Origin of the sequence: Pseudomonas emilianonis, from assembly GCF_023072625.1 — a bacterium.
GTDB classification, from domain to species: domain Bacteria; phylum Pseudomonadota; class Gammaproteobacteria; order Pseudomonadales; family Pseudomonadaceae; genus Aquipseudomonas; species Aquipseudomonas paraveronii.
In genome coordinates this window covers 22,644-40,824 of record NZ_JAKNRV010000011.1, presented here as the reverse complement: position 1 = coordinate 40,824, position 18,181 = coordinate 22,644, and the positions used below count along the sequence as shown (strand labels likewise).

Annotated in this window: 8 protein-coding genes and 5 pseudogenes; 8 read left to right on the top strand and 5 right to left on the bottom strand. The window is 56.5% G+C overall.

Features of this window, described 5'->3' with window-relative positions:
* A pseudogene (locus L9Z73_RS02860) lies at positions 1-123 on the top strand (ubiquinol-cytochrome c reductase iron-sulfur subunit); the annotation flags it as partial.
* Here L9Z73_RS02860 and L9Z73_RS02855 read toward each other — a convergent pair.
* The 4 genes and pseudogenes from L9Z73_RS02855 to L9Z73_RS02840 all read right to left on the bottom strand — a co-directional run.
* A pseudogene (locus tag L9Z73_RS02855) lies at positions 118-1,143 on the bottom strand (aspartate aminotransferase family protein); the annotation flags it as partial. The pseudogenes L9Z73_RS02860 and L9Z73_RS02855 overlap by 6 nt on opposite strands.
* 144 nt (positions 1,144-1,287) lie before the next feature.
* Positions 1,288-2,289 (bottom strand): sensor domain-containing diguanylate cyclase, encoded by a 1,002-nt coding sequence (locus L9Z73_RS02850; protein ID WP_247396131.1) that lies wholly within the window; start codon positions 2,287-2,289, stop codon positions 1,288-1,290.
* A gap of 140 nt (positions 2,290-2,429) precedes the next feature.
* Positions 2,430-3,386, bottom strand: a pseudogene (locus L9Z73_RS02845) (alkaline phosphatase family protein); the annotation flags it as partial.
* 237 nt (positions 3,387-3,623) lie between these two features.
* Entirely contained in the window at positions 3,624-4,076 is a 453-nt protein-coding gene (locus tag L9Z73_RS02840; RefSeq protein ID WP_247396129.1) for an Abi family protein, read from the bottom strand.
* A 683-nt stretch (positions 4,077-4,759) separates the two neighbouring features.
* On the opposite strand from L9Z73_RS02840, the pseudogene L9Z73_RS02835 reads away from it, so the two are divergent.
* The 4 genes and pseudogenes from L9Z73_RS02835 (at position 4,760) to L9Z73_RS02820 (ending at position 14,639) form a co-directional block, all read left to right on the top strand.
* A pseudogene (locus tag L9Z73_RS02835) lies at positions 4,760-6,485 on the top strand (ShlB/FhaC/HecB family hemolysin secretion/activation protein).
* A gap of 33 nt (positions 6,486-6,518) precedes the next feature.
* A complete protein-coding gene (locus L9Z73_RS02830; protein ID WP_247396126.1) occupies positions 6,519-13,658 on the top strand; it encodes a DUF637 domain-containing protein in 7,140 nt (2,379 codons plus the stop codon).
* Positions 13,658-14,005, top strand: coding sequence for a DUF3969 family protein (locus tag L9Z73_RS02825; RefSeq protein ID WP_247396125.1), 348 nt, complete (start codon positions 13,658-13,660; stop codon positions 14,003-14,005). The genes L9Z73_RS02830 and L9Z73_RS02825 overlap by 1 nt, the downstream gene beginning before the upstream one ends.
* Before the next feature lie 214 nt (positions 14,006-14,219).
* Entirely contained in the window at positions 14,220-14,639 is a 420-nt protein-coding gene (locus L9Z73_RS02820; protein WP_247396123.1) for a contact-dependent growth inhibition system immunity protein, read from the top strand.
* A 551-nt stretch (positions 14,640-15,190) separates the two neighbouring features.
* Here the strand turns inward: L9Z73_RS02820 and L9Z73_RS02815 are convergent.
* Positions 15,191-15,802 (bottom strand): HAD family hydrolase, encoded by a 612-nt coding sequence (locus tag L9Z73_RS02815; protein ID WP_247396121.1) that lies wholly within the window; start codon positions 15,800-15,802, stop codon positions 15,191-15,193.
* Positions 15,803-15,920: 118 nt separating this feature from the next.
* Here L9Z73_RS02815 and tnpA point away from each other — a divergent pair, with 118 nt between their 5' ends.
* From tnpA to tnpC, 3 genes and pseudogenes are all read left to right on the top strand, one after another.
* The gene (gene tnpA / locus L9Z73_RS02810; protein WP_247396119.1) at positions 15,921-16,238 is read left to right on the top strand and encodes an IS66-like element accessory protein TnpA; all 318 of its coding nucleotides are present in this window, start codon (positions 15,921-15,923) and stop codon (positions 16,236-16,238) included.
* Complete coding sequence (gene tnpB, locus L9Z73_RS02805) at positions 16,235-16,570, top strand: IS66 family insertion sequence element accessory protein TnpB (RefSeq protein ID WP_177009613.1); 336 nt, start codon at positions 16,235-16,237, stop codon at positions 16,568-16,570. The genes tnpA and tnpB overlap by 4 nt, the downstream gene beginning before the upstream one ends.
* Positions 16,571-16,683: 113 nt before the next feature.
* Positions 16,684-18,144: pseudogene (gene tnpC / locus L9Z73_RS02795) on the top strand (IS66 family transposase).
* Positions 18,145-18,181: the final 37 nt, after the last annotated feature.

Here is an 18,181-nt window from a genome sequence, read left to right as displayed (position 1 = left end):
GCGGTCCCGTTCGTGGGGTCATGGTTTCCCAGTGCCAAGGCGAAAGCCGCAGGTGCACCGGTGAAAGTGAATATTGGCAAGATTGAGCCAGGCCAGCAGATGATTGCTGAGTGGCGCGGTCAGGCGGCCCAGGTAAGGCGACAGGCGTTGCGCGCGCCAGGTTTCGTAGCGGCGCAGGATGGCCTCTTCCTGCTGCGATCCCCAGGCCTGCAACTGTGCATCCGTCATCACTTCAAGGGTGGCCAACGCCGCCGCGCAGGCGATGGGATTGCCAGAGTAAGTGCCGCCCAACCCGCCTTTGGGCAGGTTGTCGAGTAATGCCTTGCGCCCCACCACAGCGCCCAACGGCACACCGCCGGCGATGCTTTTGCCGAGCAGGATCAGGTCCGGTTCTATGCCCAGGCGCGAGAAGGCAAAACGCTGGCCAGTGCGGCCGAAACCGGACTGGATTTCATCGGCGATCAGCAGGATGTTTTTCTCATCGCAGAAACGGCGCAGGGCCTGGGCAAACTCGATATCCAGCGCGAGGAAACCGCCTTCGCCCTGCACCGGCTCAATGATGAAACAGGCGACGTCGTTGACGTCGATTTCCACACTGAACAAGCGGTCCATGGCCTTCAGCGCTTCGGCGCAGGTCACGCCGTTGTCTGCGCTCGGGTAGGGCAGGTGATACACCGGGCCCGGCAGGACACCGACTTTTTGCTTGTAGGGCGCGACCTTGCCATTCAGGTTGAGGGTGGCGAGGGTGCGGCCGTGGAACGCGCCGTCGAAGGCAATCACCGCGGTACGACCGGTGGCGCCGCGCACGATCTTCAAGGCGTTTTCCGCGGCTTCCGCGCCGCTGTTGGTGAGCATGCCGCTGACCGGGTAGTCCACCGGGATAAACGCACTCAAACGATCCATCAGCTCAATGTAAGGCCTATGCGGTGCGGCGTTGAAGGCATAGTGAGTCAGTTGGGTCGCCTGCTGGCGAATCGCCTCGACCACTGCCGGGTGGCAATGCCCGAGGTTGAGCACGCCGATGCCGCCGACAAAGTCGATGTAGCGCTTGCCCGTGGTGTCCCAGACCTCAGCGTTCTTGCCGTGGCTGAGGCTGATGGGGTGAACGATGGAAATCGACTGGCTGATGGTTTCGCGGCTCATGAATCTCGGACTCGGCAGTGGCGGGCTTCTTTTTATCTAAGCCGCGAGCCAGGCTGTGCCGCAAACGAAATAAAGTCGCCGGGTCATTCCAAATCGGAAGGAGCGGTTGCCAGCAGGTCGTTCGGGGCAACAAACCCCGCGCATTTATTCCGAGACGACGTCCTTCCCTGCTGCCTTGGACCGATACAGCGCCTGATCGGCCCGCGCCATCAGCGCGGCGGGGGCTTCACCCGCAAGACGCTCCACCACCCCCAGGCTCAGGGTCACTTTGAAGTCTCCCACGGCGGGCATCTCGGTCATTTTTTGGCGAATGCGCTCGGCCAGGGCTTTCGCTGTCTTCAGGGTGCTTTTGGGCAGCACCACCACAAACTCATCGCCACCCCAACGCGCCAGCAAGTCACCGGGGCGCATGCAGGATTCCAGGCTCTCCACGACGCTCACCAGGGTCTTGTCGCCGACGCCGTGGCCGTGTCGATCATTGATCGGCTTGAAATCATCGATATCCATGGCGAGCAGCGCCAACGGCAGGCGGAAACGTTCGGCGCGGTCGCATTCTTCCAGCAGCACTTTCTCCAGGCGATAACGGTTGGCCACGCGGGTCAGGGCGTCGCGCTCGGCCAGTGAGCGGTTTTCGTCCAGTTGCAATTGCAGTTGCTGATTGACCCGTGACAACTCGCGTGTGCGTTCGGCAACCAAGGCTTCAAGCGATTGGTTACGCCGTTCGAGCCGTTCGATGGAGCATTTGCGCATATTAATGTCGCGGTGGGCGCCAACCATGCGCGCCACCGAGCCGTCGAAGTTACGCGCAACCACATAGCCGCGGTCTTCTATCCACAGGTAGCTGCCGTCTTTTTTGCGGCAGCGGTATTCGGTCTGGTAATGGGGCGAGCGACGGTTGATGTAGTCATCGAACAGCGTCATCACCCGGGGGTAGTCGTCGGGGTGGAGGATGTTCTCCCAGGTGAACACGCTGTTCTCCAGGGAGTGGCTGGGGTAGCCGAGCATTTCGTACCAGCCCGGGTTGCGGTAAACGAACCCGGTATTCGCGTTCCAGTCCCAGATTCCGTCACTGGCCAGTTCCATGACCGCATGCAGAATGTCGGCATTGAGGTCAGTTGAGGGTTTGTTGCCGGATGTATCGTCCATGTGTGTGCTTCCTGCGTGGGCAGGCCCAGAAGGGCATTCAAATTCCCGCCGATACTCCGTGGCTGGCGCTACTGTACAACGGGGCTTGCGCGCTTTGAATAGAGGGGCTTTGCGGCTTCAGGGGGTGTGGCGATAGGCCATTATCTGGGCGCCAGCATCCTCGTCCGCGCCTTTCCATCGGCGTTGTGCTGGTAAATCGCTTCAGGCTGGCCTTGTTCGTTGAAAAACACCTGGCCGATCCCTGCCGAGTTCCACAAGCGCTCACCGGCTTGCGCGTGTTCCGGGATATGCGGCACCACCTGCATGGTGCGGCGGCGGGTGAACCAGTTTAGCGGAGAACGCGGCGAGTAGAGCCAGCGGTTGAGGCGGTCGAACCATTCCAGCAGGCGCGGTGGGAATTCGTTCTTGATGCCGCTGCTGGTGATCTGCCAGAGCTTGGGGCCTGCGTTGCGATGGCGGATCAGCACTTCGTAGACGAACGAATAGTGTACGTCGCCCGAGAGGATGACGTAGTTACCCGGCGTGCGGGAGTGGCGGAAGATATTCAGGATCACCTCGGCGGCGCCGCGATGCGCCATCCAGTTTTCGGCGTCCACCAGCAGCGGGTAGCCGCACCCACTGAAGACTTTTTGCACGGTCTCGATCAGCTTGACGCCAAAGATCGGCGCGGGGGAGACGATGATCGCGCACGGGTGGTCGAGCAGTTCCTGTTGCAGTTCGCTCAAGGCTTCCCAGTCCAGCAGGCCGGATGGTTGTTTGAGGTTGAATTCGCTGCGCCAGCGTCGGGTTCGGGTGTCGAGCACGACCAGCGCGGGGGTGGTCGGCAGGACGTAATGCCACTGTTGGAAGGCCAGTAGTGTTTGGATCAGTTCATCCTGCGCGCTCGCGTTCAGATGATTGTCGTGTGCCTGGGCGGCAAGCGCTTGTGTCTGGCTGATCAGCTTGGCAAACACATCCGGCTGGTTGCCCCAGCCCTGGCACAGCAGGTACGCCAGCAACGCGTTACCGATGATGCGTTTGGAGAACGGATGGCCGTAGGCAGTTTCTTCCCACTGGGCACTGAGGTTCCAGTCGTCGGTGATGTCGTGACCATCGTAGTCCAATGCCAGAGAGGTGCAGACAACGCCTCAGGATCAGTAAAACCGCGGCTTTTCAAGAAGTCGGCCTCTGTCCGTATGGACATTAATTGCGTATGGACATTTACTACCACCTTTGTCCATATCTAACTCTCGCAGCTGCCCTGGCCTTAGACCACTACAGCCTCCTCCCTGCCAGATGTTATAGCGAAAGAGGATATATTCTAGGCACGTCACTGACATCCGCTGTTGCCAATCTCAACCTTCATGAACGGCAGTAATGGGTGGGGCGACTGCGGCCTTTCGCGACAGCCAGCATTTAGCCGATTCTGTTGAAAAAGTCGGCTTCGAATTCCACGGCAGAAAAGTACGCTTTGGAACGATGAAACTGGGATCCGTATAGGCCAATGCCCCGTGATACCCGACTTCATGGGCAGTGACAGTTCGAACGTGGATCTCGATTCGCTCAATGGCATCAAGCATCAACTGGCGCAGTTTTTTATCGAACAGATAAAGGCTAAACGCGTCGTCGAAAGTGGTATCTGGAAGGAAGGAGTTTTGTCGAAGGGGCTTTTGGGTTACATCACAAAGCACGACATTCTGCAGGTGGTCTCGTACAAAATTACGAGCCGGGAACCAGTAACCGCTGAGACGGTAGTAGCCTACCTGAGCGAGTTTACGTTCCGAACGGGCTGGGTTGGTAATGCCCATACCGCGTTCAATCAGTAACGCAACGAGGTCCGGGTAAGTCCGAAAGGGCTTCGGTGGCAAGAGCTGTTGCAACTTCCATGTTCCATAAACAAGAAGGCCAAAACATAGAGCTGGACAAGCCAGCCCCAGAGGATCGGGCGCTATTGGGTCCGATTTTCGGCTATCAGCGTCTCGGTGTCAATCGACTGGCAGCGTGCGTGAGTAGGCTGAGTGTATAGGACTATCAGAGCCTGAGAGCTTTGGTGAATTTATGAATTTGTCACTTTTGATTAATTTTGAGTGGCCTGGAGAGGAGTGAAGCTTCAGCCCTGCTGGGCGGAGGTGTTCAAGTGCCGGTACAGGTTCCGACCGCGCCGGTTGAAGGGGTATGTATCACTGGCCGCACGCGTCAAAGAACAGGTCAATCAAATAGTCGCAATCACGATTGAGCGGGTTTCTGCCATTAAAACTGCTGGCCAAGCCAAAGGTGCGAACCTACCTCCTTATTGACTTATCAGGTACCGGCCTGGATTGGATGTTCGTGGATTTTGTTAAGTGTTTGATTTTAAATAAATATTCTTTAATGCTAAAACTGATCACGTGTCAACGCTGAAACCAAGCCGTACATTTAATTGACGCCACCAAAATGCCGCCATATGATCCCCGTCAATTAGTGGCACTAGGCCATGTAGAGGGATCTAGAAATGTGGCGTTCGGTACACCGGACCAGGCTCAGCTTGTTGTCCGCTTTTTTTTGCCTGGGCTTTGCTGGGACAGCTCAAGGCGCTACCCCGCAAAACACGCCGGGCGTTACCGATCTGATCCGTGATCGCCAGGATCGCCTGCTCGAAGAGCAACAGCGTCGTCTCGAAGAGCTCAAGGATCTGCCCGGCAAAGCCGCCGCTCTCGCCAAGCCGGCAGCGCCCGCTGACACGCGCTGCTTTGCGATCAAAACCATTGAGCTTGCAGGTGCCGAAGCCCTGTCTGAGGGCGAGCGCGCCGAACTGATCAAGCCCTACATCGGCCAATGCCTTGGCGTGCCCCAGCTCAACGAAGTCCTCAAGGTCATCACTGATCGCTACCTGGCCAAAGGTTTGGTGACCAGCCGCGCGTACTTGCCACAACAAGACCTCTCCACTGGCGTCCTCAAAATCCAAGTCGTCGAGGGCAAGCTGGAACATTTGAAGGGCGCTGAAGGCAGCGGCATTACCGATCGACAGTTGGCCATGAGCTTTCCGGGCAAATCGGGCGAGTTGCTCAATCTGCGAGAAATCGAACAGATGGTCGACCAACTGAACCGTCTGCCGTCCAACCAGGCGCAGATGGAATTAGCGCCCGGCAAAGAAGTGGGCGGCAGCGACGTGCTGGTCAAAAACACCCCGCAGAAACCCTGGCGCGTCGGTCTGTCACGCCACAACGGCGGCCAGCGCAGCACCGGGGAACAGCAGTGGGGCGCCAGCATGGATTGGGACAACGCGCTGGGCCTGGCCGACCAACTCTCACTGCGCGGCGGCCACGATGCGGTCAGCGATCACCAAAAAACCTCGCGCAACTCGATGCTCAATTACAGCCTGCCATTCGGCTGGTGGAACCTCAATTACAGCTACAGCGAAACCGAATACCGCTCTCTGGCACAGGCCAGAGGGTTCAATTTCAAACAGTCCGGAGACAGTCAGAGCCACCAATTGCGCCTGGAACGTGTAATCCACCGCGACGCCCTGAGCAAAACCTCCCTCAGCACCGGCGTAGCCTACCTGCGCACCAACAACTTCATCGAAGACAGCAAGCAAGCTAGCGTTGAGCAGTAACCGCCTCAGCGAAGCCCAGTTCGGCATCAACCATGGTCGACGTATCGGCGGCTCATTCCTCAACATCGACCTGGGCATGCAGGATGGCATTGGCGCGTTCGACGCCCAGGCCAACCACGATCCGCGCCCCGACCAGGCCGATGCGCGCTACCGCAAATACACCGCGACCGTGAGCTACCTGTACCCGTTCAAGCTGTGGGGCGAGTCGTTCAGTTTCAGCAGCCTGATGACCGGCCAGCGCAGCGAAGACGTGCTGTTCAGCCCACAGCGTATGAGCCTGGGCGGGCAGTCGTCGATTCGCGGTTACAAGGATCAAAGCCTGGCCGGCGACAGCGGCGGCTACTGGCGCAACGACCTGCGCTGGAGCCGCCCGGTGACCATCGCGTGGTTGCAGCCGGTGTTCAATGAATACGGCACCAGCCTTGGCTATGACCAGGGCGTGATCAGCCACGGTCGCTATAACGCCGAACAACACGGACGCATGACCAGCAACTCCGTGGAGCTGTTCGCGCGTGGCCAGAACGTCGCCGCCACGGTGACCTTTGCACACTCTTTGGAACGCCCGGGGCCGATCACTGAACGTGAAGCGCCGGTTTATTTCCGTATGGATTTCTTCCTTTAAATCTTTACCGCCCCTTGGGCATCGAGACATGACATGGACGTTCGCCAGTTCGCCTTTCTTGCGCGCCAACCTTCTGCAGCCCTGAAAAGCCGTTCCAACTTCTTGGGGTTGCCCAAACGTGGATTAGCGTTGGTGTTGGCCAACGCGATGTTCTGGCAGCCGTTGCTGGCCCAGGCGGACGGTATTGTAGTCAGCGCACCGGGAACCAGCCTGGGGCAGGCGGCGAATGGCGTGCCGATCGTCAATATTGCTGCGCCCAATGGCAGTGGTCTGTCGCATAACCAGTTCAAGGATTACAACGTCGGCCAGCAGGGCGTGATCCTCAACAACGCCACCAGCCGGACCCAGTCCACGCAGTTGGGTGGGATCATCCTCGGCAACTCCAACCTCAAGGGCAATGCCGCAAATGTGATCCTCAACGAGGTGAACGGTGGTAGTCCGAGCCAGTTACGCGGGTTTACCGAAGTGGCGGGGCAATCGGCCCACGTGATTGTTGCCAACCCCTATGGCATCACCTGCAACGGCTGCGGCTTCATCAACACCCCGCAGGCCACGTTGACCACGGGTAAAGCAGTGATCGAAAACGGCCAGGTCAGCCGCTACCAAGTCGACCAAGGCAGCGTGTCCATCGAAGGCGCCGGCCTGAATGCCAACTACATCGACAGCTTCGAAATCATCGCCCGCTCAGCCAAGATCAATGCCGAGATCCAGGCCAAGAAGCTGACGATCATCGCCGGTGCCAATGACGTTGATGCCAAGACCCTAAAAACCACTGCGCGTGTCGCTGATCCAGCCACCGCCCCTCAACTGGCCATCGACTCCTCGACGCTGGGTGGCATGTATGCAGGAGCGATCAGGCTGGTGAGTAGCGAAGCCGGTGTCGGGGTAAAACTCGACGGCAAGATGCTCGCCAGTGGCGGCGATATGCAGCTGGATGCCAATGGTCACCTGAGCCTGGCGCAAGCCACGGCGGCTGAAGCGGTTGTCATTAACGCCCAGAGCCTCGATGCCCAAGGTGCGATCTATGGCGGTACTCGAGTCGAAGCAACCACCCAAGGCACACTGACCAACCGCCGTTCCATCGCTGCTCAGGACAGCGTCAAGCTGACCAGCGACGGTCAGCTCGACAACCTCGGCATGGTCGAGGCCGGTGTCACCCCGGAGAACACCCGCAATCAGACCGGTGATGTGAGCCTCACCGCCAAGAACATCGACAACCGTGGCCAGAGCGTCATCGCCAGCCGCGACCTCAAGGTCACTGCCACTGAAACCCTCGATAACCGTGCCGGCACACTCTCTGCCAACACAGGTCTGACGCTCAATGCTAAGGACATCGACAATCGCGGCGGGACCCTGACCAGCCAGGGGACGGCCAAAACTACCCTTGGAGGTACGCTCGATAACCGCGACAACGGCACCCTGGCCAGCGGTGGTGAGCAAACGCTGAAAGCGACAGCGGTGAAGAACACCAGCGGCATCATCAGCAGCCAGGACACTCTGGGCCTGGACGTGGCCAGCCTCGACAATAGCAGCGGCAAAATCACCGCCAAAGGTGCGCTGACCCTGGACGGCACCACCGTCGAAAACGTTAAGGGTCAGATCACCAGCCAGGGCGACATTCTCGCCACCGCCAAAATCTTCAATCAGCAAGGCGGCAAACTGATCAGCCAAGGCCAGCTCACTCTGACCGCCGACATCATCGACAACAGCCTCGACGGCTACATCGCGTCCGCCCATGCAATGGGCCTCACGGCCCACCAGCAACTGATCAACTCCGGCAAAGGCATCATCAGCACCCAGCAGGGCCTGACCCTCAACGGCGGTGCGGTGGAGAACGCCACCGGCAGCCTGCTCAGTCAGAGCGGAATCACCGCGACTCTGAGTGAGGGACTGAACAACCAAGATGGCAGTGTCATCACCCAGACCGGCGAACTCGATATCGATGCCAAGAGTGTCGATAACCGTGGCGGCGTTTTAGCCAGCGTTGCAGGCAAGCTTAAAACCACCCTGGCAACGGTGCTGGATAACGGCAAGTCGTTGACTGTCGTGGGCGACGCGGGGCTGATCCAGGCCGACTCGCTCGACTTGGGTGCGCAACAATCAGTACTCAATAACGGCGGCCAAGTGTCCGCCTTGAGTGGCGATGCACTGATCACCACTGCCACCCTCGACAACCAAGACGGCGCCCTGCTGGCCAAGCAAAAGCTGACGGTCCGTGCTCACGACCTCAACAACATCCAAGGCCGAGCGGCCGCCGACGCCATCGATTTTGGCCTCACTGGCGAGTTGAGCAACCAATCTGGCCTGGTCGAAGGCAGCAGCGGTTTGCTGATCGACGCCGCGTCCATCAACAACCAGAACGGCAAGCTGCGTTCTCTTGGCCAGCAAGGTACCGCCAGCGTGGCCAGCGCGCAGTTGCTCGATAACCAGAGCGGCATGATCGAAGCCGCCAACCATGACGTGTCCCTGCGCATGGCCAGTTTCAAGAACGCCGACGGTAATATCCTCCATGTCGGCACCGGCACTTTTGGGGTCGATCTGGCGAAGTTCAGCAATATCGGCGGAAGCATCGCCACCGCCGGCATCCTGACCGTCGACGCGTCCAAGTGGGACAACAACACTGACATCCAGGCCTCAGTGCTGGATGTGACCGTTGGCCAATTCAACCAGGCCGCCACCGGCAAGCTCGCCGCCAGCCAGAGCTTCACCGGCAAGGGCGACAGTTGGACCAACGCTGGCCGCATCACCAGTGGTGGGACCTTCTCGCTGACCGCCGCCAGCGTCACCAACACCGGCACCCTCGGTGGCGCAGGAAAAGTTGAGCTGAACGCTGATGCCGTGCGTAACGATCATGGTCTGATTTTCAGCGGCACCGACATGGCGCTGCGCTTCAAGAACCTGACCAACTACTATGCCGACATCTACAGCCTTGGCGGACTGAGCATGATGGCCCGCGATGGTGTGGCCCGTAGCGCATCCGTGGAAAACATCTCCAGTCATATCGAAGCGGCGAATGAACTGTTGATGCGCAGCGACACCGTTATCAACCGTAAGGATGTATTCAGCACTGTCGACCAAGTGGTGTCCGGTAGCCTCAGTGTGAGGTGCTACGACTGTAGCGGTGACCACCACAACGTCGACTACATTGCCAACGAAGTCTCCAAAAGCGTGGTGGCGACGGATTCGGCCAGCGCCTCGATTCAGAGCGGTTCCAAGCTGACCATCGATGGTTCCAGCGTGCTCAACAAATACAGCACCATGGCCTCGGGCGCAGACTTGCTAATCACTGCCGATAACGTTGCCAACATCGGCGCCACTACCGGTACCAGTACCCGCACACGCACCTGGAACACCGGTCGCGTCAGTGATGGTACGGATGAGCGCTTCCGTGGCAACTGGATAGACCCCTATAACGCGCAGCCTAACCCGAAGGTCTTACCCGTCGGCGCGCTCAACTCTTTCAACCTGGTGGGTGATACCACCACCGTGACACCGGGCGCCCCGGTTGCCGCAGTGATTCAAGCGGCAGGCAGTGTCAACATCCAGGCTACCCAGCAGATGGAAAACAGCAGCATCGTACAGTTCACACCGCCTACGCCCGTCGCGGACAAAGGCGGTGCCACCACCGTGACCCAGCCTGCCGTCGTCGTGCTGAACCCACAATTGCCACCGGCCCTGGCGCAACAACAAGTCAACCCAACCACGATGCCTGGCTTCACTTTGCCAACCGGCCAAAGCGGCTTGTTTCACTTGGTCGACAGCGCAGCCGTTGCACAAAGCAGCCAGGACCTGAGCAAGGCCAACATCCAGGGCTCCAACGCCAGCCGCACGATCACCACTCCCAAGTATTTGGTAGTCACCGATCCGGCGCTTACCGACCTCAAGCAATTCATGAGTTCGGATTACATGCTGGACAAACTCGGCTACGACCCGCAGACCGCGTGGAAGCGTCTGGGCGACGGCCTCTATGAACAGCGCCTGATCCAACAGGCGGTCACCGCGCGCACGGGCCAGCGCTACATCGACGGCCAGACCAGCGATGAAGGCATGTTCAAGTACCTGATGAACAACGCCATCGCCAGTAAGGACCAACTCAATCTCGCCGTCGGTGTGACCCTGACTTCGCAACAAGTCGCGGCGTTGACCCATGACATCGTCTGGATGGAAGACCAGGTGATAAACGGCGAGCACGTGTTGGTGCCCGTGCTGTACATGGCCCAGGCGAACAAACGCCTGACGGCGGATGGGGCGTTGATTCAGGGCAAGGATGTGACGCTGATTGCCGGGGCGGACTTGAAGAACGCCGGGACCTTGCGTGCCAGTGAAAATCTGTCGGCAGCAGCAGGCAACAATCTGGTGAACACGCGGCTAGCCGAGGCTGGGGAGAAGCTTAAGCTGGTGGCGGGCAAGGACCTGGTGAACATGCAAGGCGGCATCCTCAAAGGCAAGGATGTTGACCTGAGCACGTTGACCGGCGATATCCGCAATGACCGGACCATCACCACGATTGAAAACAGTGGAAAAGGGTTCAGCTCCAAGGCTGCGGTTGTGGATAGCGCCGCAAGCATTGAAGCCGGAAACAACCTGACGATGCATGCCGCGCGGGACCTGCTGAATGTGGGCGGGGCCCTTACAGCAGGCAAGAATGCGGAGTTGAGCGCGGGTAACGATGTGGTGATTGCAGCGGCTCGCGAAGAAACCGGGTCGATGCGCCAGGACAAGCGGCATTTCTGGGAACAAAGCCAGACGGTGCAGCATGCCAGTGAGGTCAAGGTCGGTGGGGATCTTGATGTGGTGGCCACAAATGAGCTGACAATGGTTGCCAGCCATGTCAAGGCGGGTGGTGACGTCAACCTGTCTGGCAAGGATGTGAACCTCCTGGCGGCTGCCAACGAGGAGGCAAGTGAGTATCGCTATAAACGCAGCGGCAAGAAGATCAATCAGGAGGAGGACCATGTTCGGCAGCAGGGCACGACGATTGAGGCGGGTGGTGATGTAAATATCGCTGCGCTGAACGACGTGACGATGGTGGCCAGCAAAATCAACGCCGGTAATGAGGCGTATCTGGTTGCCGGTAACCAGCTGAATTTACTGGCTGAGCTCAATCGCGACTACTCCCTTTATGACATGACCAAGAAAGGCAGTTGGGGGAGTAACGCGGCGAAACGGGATGAGGTGACGCAGCACACAAACGTCGGTAGTGAAATCAAGACGGGCGGCAATCTCACGCTCAAGAGTGGCGGCGATCAACGTTATCAAGTGGCAACCCTGGACAGCGGCAAGGACCTGACGCTCGATAGCGGCGGCCGCATCGTGTTTGAGGGCGTGAAGGACTTCCACGATGAGAGCCATACCAAGAGCAAGGGGGACTTGGCTTGGTACAAGATGAAAGGCGAAGGGAAAACGGATGAGACCCTTCGGCAAAGCGCTCTGATCGCTCAAGGCAAGCTTGTCATTAAAGCGGCCGAAGGCATTCGTATTGACATCAAACAGGTCGATCAACAGAGCGTTAGCCAAACCATCGACGCGATGGTTCAAGCTGATCCGAACCTTGCTTGGATGAAGCAGGCGGAAGCTCGGGGCGATATCGATTGGCGCCAAGTAAAAGAAATTCACGACAGCTTCAAGTATGAATCTTCCGGGCTGGGAGCCGGCGCCAAGATTGCCATCGCAATTCTGATGTCTTTCATACTTGGCCCTGCGGGTCTTGGGTTGAGTGGGACTAACTTGGCTGTCGCGGCCAGCTTGAGCACTACTGCAGTCACAAGCACCATCGATAACAAGGGCAACCTGGGTCTGGCGATTAAAGATACATTCAGCGCGGGTAGCCTGAAGAACGCTGCGATTGCAGGGTTTTCTGCTGGTTTTCTTGATTACGCCGACGATAAATGGTTTACGGCAGCCGATGGTGCTGGGTCCGCCACACAGGGTATTCAACCCATAGATGGTGCTGCTGTAAGCGCAGCTAATCCTTCCAAAGATATCTTCCGTTGGAGCAATGCGACTGATGCGGCGACTCGTACAGTAACGCGAGCAGTTATCAGCAGTGGTGTATCCACTGCGATTGGTGGTGGCAGTTTCAGTAGCAATTTCAACGCAGCGCTGCTGGGCGAGGCCGGCAACATGGCCATGGCCACCGGCTTCAATTGGGTTGGGGACCAAATCACCTTTCCAAACGGAAGTGTCCAGAAAATTGCTGCCCACGCCATCATGGGTGGCCTATTGGCAGAGCTGACGGGGAGTGACTTCAAAACTGGTGCAGCTGCTGCGGGATTGAACGAGGCTTTGATTAACGTCATGGCCGGTGCGGCTGGTAAAAATGAACAGCTGCAGTTGGTTTTTTCCCAGCTCACTGGTCTGGTGGGAGCTGCTGCTGTCGGGGGAGACCTCAACACTGGCTCAGTGATCGCTCAAAAGGCCACTACATTTAATTATCTTTTTCATGAGGAACTTGTTGAGAAAGAACGGAAGCTTAATACGTGTGCGACTGAAGATGCCTGTCAAAAAGTTCGCGATTATTACAACGACTTGGATGCAACTAGGAATAAAGGCTTTCCAAGTTTATGTCGTGATAATCCGACGATGTGCGAGCAAGTTTATGAGCGGCTTAAAAATGAAATTCCCTCAAACTGGGCTTTAGTGGAGGAGCTGAGAAAGTCTGGTGTAGACAATGTATCTGGGCGCGCCATAGCACTCCTGACAGCGATGGACAGGAATCAGGAAGCTATCAATATAAATATTGTCGAAAGCATCCGGGCTAAGAGTGGTGATATTGCTGGAAATGCCGCTCCTTCTGTTATGGACGCTTTAAACCCGGGGATGGATCTTTTTTCCTCAACAGCGGGTAAAAGTGGAGCTGCTGGAGCTGGGATCAAAACGGGCATCATTGGTGATGTCGGGAAGAATCGAGGTATTCAGAACGTATACGATTCCATTCGTAAAGCACCTGAGTTTCCCGCAGGTTTTAGGGAACGGGCGGGATCAACAACCAAAAATGTGGTAAACAATAGCGAACTGCTAAGCGATCTTAGGCAAGTGGAAGCAGGAAAATGGACTAAGATTTACAAGGACGGTTATGATGCGGTCGGAAATAAAGTGTCGATTCATTACTTTCAAAGTGAAAGTGGGAAAGTTTTTAATGTGAAAACTAAACCAGATTGGAGTAATTATTGATGGAAAATCCAGTTTTAGTCGTAGAGCTATATGAGCCAGAGGAGGCTGCACGATTTTTAGCTGCCGCATCTATCGGGTTGTTGAAGTCGATTAGTGATAAAATCATGACACTTGCCGAAGCTGAACGTTTATTGTTTTCGCCTAGAACTGTAAGGGTGCTGGGTGAAAAAGGCATTTCTTCAGAGCTGTGTGGAATTATTATGGACTGTTGTGAATTGGACGATATCTTGGATTTGCTACCATTAAAGTTTGATGTTGAATTGAATAAAATGATTGAGCGTTTTTCTAATTATATAATTGGTACGGTCGCGCAGGACCCCTACGCTGCCCATGCAAGATTAAAATGAAATTGTGGAAAAAGGATACTGAATCCCGATGATTTTGAGATAATATTGCGAAAGGTGATAAGTATTATTTAGATGGGCTGCATAAAAAACATCTTGAGGTTTTTGATAGCAAGGGAAGAGTTAAGAGTGTCTTGAATCTTGATGGGTCGTATAATGATGAAAAGTCTAGAGTGGCGCTTAGTGAAGGGCGAAGTTTGCCAAAATGAAAAGCTATATGAAAAAGACATTTCGTCAAATAGATGAGAGTAATGGGTTTAAGTGGGAAGTAGAGCCTGATCCTGATGAGTCTGCGCTTGAGTCATGGCACAGGTCAATTCTGGACACTCCGATAACTGAGCTCGATATCGGCGACCTTTGCAGATCGGTCAGGCAAGATATGTATACGTCGGAATTATTGCCTATCGTGGTTCGCGAGTTGGATAAGGAAGTGCTGGTAGGATTTCTGGATGACGCCGAGTTGCTAAAAGGAACCTCAAAATTATCGGAGGCAGTCTGGGTGAAAAATTTACTGCTGACGCAAAAAATGTTGAATATTCTGAGGCGAGATAAAGAGCTTATTGCTGTGGAGCCTCGCGCTGTCGAATATGCTCAGGCTCTAGAGAGGAAACTGCTGGCAGCGCTTAATGGTAAATGACACAAGAAGGAAAAGGGGAAAGGGGGACAGATTTGAATGGCACTTACTTAACAGCTAACAGGCTGATCTGATTACAAAAAAATAAAAAAAGGCCGCCCTCGGTCTACGATGATAGTTGCGAAAAGGTCAGTGACATAAAGGACTATACACAACCGCATCTGCGCAATTGTATGACCGATATTCCATCCATCCCGACGCAGAGCAGCAGGGAATTTATCTTGTAATCTGGTTCGGCGGCGATGAACTGGTCGCAAACAAAAAATACAACCTTAAACTCCGCTTCGGAACTGAAGGCCAGCATCGAAGAGACGCTCCCGCCTGAGCTAGTTGGGCTAATTGATGTGTTCGTCTTGGACGTTTCCGAGTCCTAAAGTTATGCCTGAAACGCAGAGACGAAGACTATATGCGACAAGCCCAGGAGATTCGAAAAATAGCACTCTGAGTCGTCCAGATTTTTTATACGCTTGGTGCAGTGACAACGCCCGCTAATGGGCCGGTATGCTCGCAATGTCTTCACCCGTTGAAGATTGATGCCGACTATTTAACCAATTTCAGCGGGTGCGTAAAATGGCCTCAGCGAATTGATGCAGTGACGTATATGGACCACCACCTTGTCGGTCGAGCCAAAAACCGCGCATACCGAATGCAGTGGGCCCTTCGCAATCACAGCGCCTTGAGTCGCCGATCATCCAGGCGTCAGACGGCGATACTGACACCAGTTGTGTCGCATGGTGGTAGATGTCGAAGGATGGCTTAATGGCGCGCACGGCAAAACTGTAACTGTAGCCGTCTAACCCCGGATAGAGGTGTTCGATGGCTGCTGCATATGGTTTTGCCAAATTGGAACACACCACCACTTTTACTCCAGCGGCCTGAAGAGCATCTACCGCAATGAGACCGTCCGGGTAGGCTCGGATATCGGCCAATTCATTGCGCAGATCGGATTCCAATCGTGCCATCACGCCTGGATCGACCTGGATGCCAAAAAAATCGGCAGCCTGGCGCAGGTCCAACGGCATGCTAAGCAGATGTTCCGCATCGGTGGGTTGGGGGCGGCGGCCCTGTTCAATGCCGAGTTTGAGAATTTTTCGATAGGGATGACTCCCTTCGCTGATTTTCACCAACGTACCGAACGCATCAAAAATAGCCGCTAAAACAGGCATACAAAAATTCGCTCATTTGTAAGCGGATGGCGAACACACCTACCTAACTCCAGCATTTAGGGCGATGGTGTCCGCGTATTTTTAAGCGGACGCGATCGCCCTTATCGCCAGGATTTTCATGCGCCAACGAAGCTTTTACCCGAAATCGTTCAAAGCCCAGGTCGTCCAGGAGTGCCTGCAACCTGGAGCGATGATTTCCAGCGTAGCCATCCATCACGGCATTAACGCCAACGTGATCCGCAAGTGGCTGCCGATTTACCGAGATCAATCCCCCGCAACCCTGCCAGCGTTCGTTCCCATAAAACCGGCACCAAGGCGCGCAACAGAAGAAATGGTGATCATCTCGCTACCTCTAGGTGATAAATCCATCACCGTAAAATGGCCAGCCTCAGATCCGGATGGCTGCGCGTGTTTCATTCGTGGCCTGGCCCAATGATTCGCGTCGATGCCATCTGGCTCGCCACCGAGCCCATGGACATGCGTGCCGGCACTGAGACCGCATTGGCCAGAGTGGTCGCGGTGTTCGGTGCGGCGAAGCCGCACTGCGCGTACCTCTTTGCCAATCGCCGGGCCAACCGCATGAAAGTCCTGGTGCACGACGGCGTTGGTATCTGGCTGGCGGCGCGGCGCTTGAATCAAGGTAAGTTTCATTGGCCAGGTATCCATCGTGGAACGGAGGTCGAGCTCGACCCCGAACAACTTCAGGCGCTGGTACTTGGATTGCCCTGGCAACGAGTCGGTGCTGGCGGCGCAATTACATTACTTTAAACGCCGCCTTTTAGCTGTAGCACTCGGGCTGCTTTGGTAAAATCCACGGCATGACTTCTTTGCCCGATCTCGACCAAATGACTCCCGAACAACTGCGCACGCTGGCTGCGCAGTTGATGTCCAAGATCGACACCCAGGACAGAAAGATTCATCGTGATGAGACGATCATCGAGCAACTTACCCACAGATCGCCATCTTCAAACGGCACAAGTTCGCCAAGCGCAGCGAACAGATCAGCCCGGCGCAAGGTAGCTTGCTCGATGACCTTCTCAACACCGATCTTGAAGCCATCGAGGCGGAGCTGAACGCACTTCGGCCAGAACCTGCGGCAACGGAACCACGCCAGCAAACCAAGCGTGCGCCGTTGCCGCCGCAGTTCCCGCGCACTGTGATCCATCACGAGCCGGACAACACTCAGTGCGCTTGCGGCTGCCAGCTTCAGCGCATCGGTGAAGACGTCAGCGAGAAGCTGGACTACACGCCGGGCGTGTTCACCGTCGAACAGCACGTTCGTGGGAAATGGGCCTGCCGGCAGTGCGAAACACTGATCCAGGCCCCGGTGCCGGCCCAAGTGATCGACAAGGGCATCCCGACCGCAGGCCTGTTGGCCCATGTGATGGTGGCGAAGTTCGCCGACCATTTACCGCTGTACCGGCAGGAAAAGATCTTCGGCCGTGCCGGCCTGGCCATCCCGCGCTCGACACTGGCGCAGTGGGTGGGTCAAACCGGTGTACAGCTTCAGCCGCTGGTCGATGCGCTGCGCGAAGCGGTGCTGGCCCAGCGCGTAGTCCACGCTGATGAAACGCCGGTACAAATGCTGGCGCCCGGCGAGAAGAAAACTCACCGCTCCTACGTCTGGGCCTACAGCAGCACGCCATTCTCGACACTCAAGGCCGTGGTCTACGACTTCAGCCTCAGCCGTGCCGGCGAACATGCGTAATTTCCTGGGTGCGTGGAACGGCAAGTTGGTCTGTGACGACTTCGCCGGCTACAAGGCCAGCTTCGAGCTGGGCATCACCGAAATCGGCTGCATGGCGCATGCGCGCCGCAAGTTCTTCGACCTGCATGTCGCCAATAAAAGCCAGTTGGCGGAGCAAGCGCTTCACTCGATTGGCGGGTTGTACGAAATCGAGCGCCACGCCAAGGAAATGAGCGACGAAGATCGTTGGCGACTACGCCAGGAAGCAGCGGTGCCCATTGCTGAAAAACTGCATGAGTGGATGCTGGCCCAACGCGAACTTGTGCCCGAGGGCTCGGCTACGGCCAAGGCCCTGGATTACAGCCTTAAACGCTGGGTAGCGCTGACGCGCTACCTGGAAGATGGGGCTGTACCCATCGATAACAACCAGATCGAGAACTTGATCCGGCCGTGGGCGCTTGGGCGGTCGAACTGGTTGTTTGCTGGGTCGCTGCGCAGCGGCAAGCGGGCGGCGGCGATCATGAGCCTGATCCAGTCGGCGCGCATTAATGGGCATGATCCGTATGCTTACCTCAAAGATGTGCTGAGGCGGTTGCCAACGCAGAAGGCTATTGAGATTGAGCAGCTTTTACCGCATCAGTGGATGCCTGCTTGATCTGGGCGAGACGTGCTCCAAGTACGATTACCAATAG

What these genes read in the sequence shown, in the direction of transcription:
- L9Z73_RS02830 (WP_247396126.1), top strand. Translation starts at nt 6,519, where the DNA reads ATGGACGTTCGCCAGTTCGCCTTTCTTGCGCGCCAACCTTCTGCAGCC.
- L9Z73_RS02840 (WP_247396129.1), bottom strand. Translation starts at nt 4,076, where the DNA reads ATGGGCATTACCAACCCAGCCCGTTCGGAACGTAAACTCGCTCAGGTA.
- tnpB (WP_177009613.1), top strand. Translation starts at nt 16,235, where the DNA reads ATGATTCGCGTCGATGCCATCTGGCTCGCCACCGAGCCCATGGACATG.
- tnpA (WP_247396119.1), top strand. Translation starts at nt 15,921, where the DNA reads ATGCGCCAACGAAGCTTTTACCCGAAATCGTTCAAAGCCCAGGTCGTC.
- L9Z73_RS02825 (WP_247396125.1), top strand. Translation starts at nt 13,658, where the DNA reads ATGGAAAATCCAGTTTTAGTCGTAGAGCTATATGAGCCAGAGGAGGCT.
- L9Z73_RS02850 (WP_247396131.1), bottom strand. Translation starts at nt 2,289, where the DNA reads ATGGACGATACATCCGGCAACAAACCCTCAACTGACCTCAATGCCGAC.
- L9Z73_RS02815 (WP_247396121.1), bottom strand. Translation starts at nt 15,802, where the DNA reads ATGCCTGTTTTAGCGGCTATTTTTGATGCGTTCGGTACGTTGGTGAAA.
- L9Z73_RS02820 (WP_247396123.1), top strand. Translation starts at nt 14,220, where the DNA reads ATGAAAAAGACATTTCGTCAAATAGATGAGAGTAATGGGTTTAAGTGG.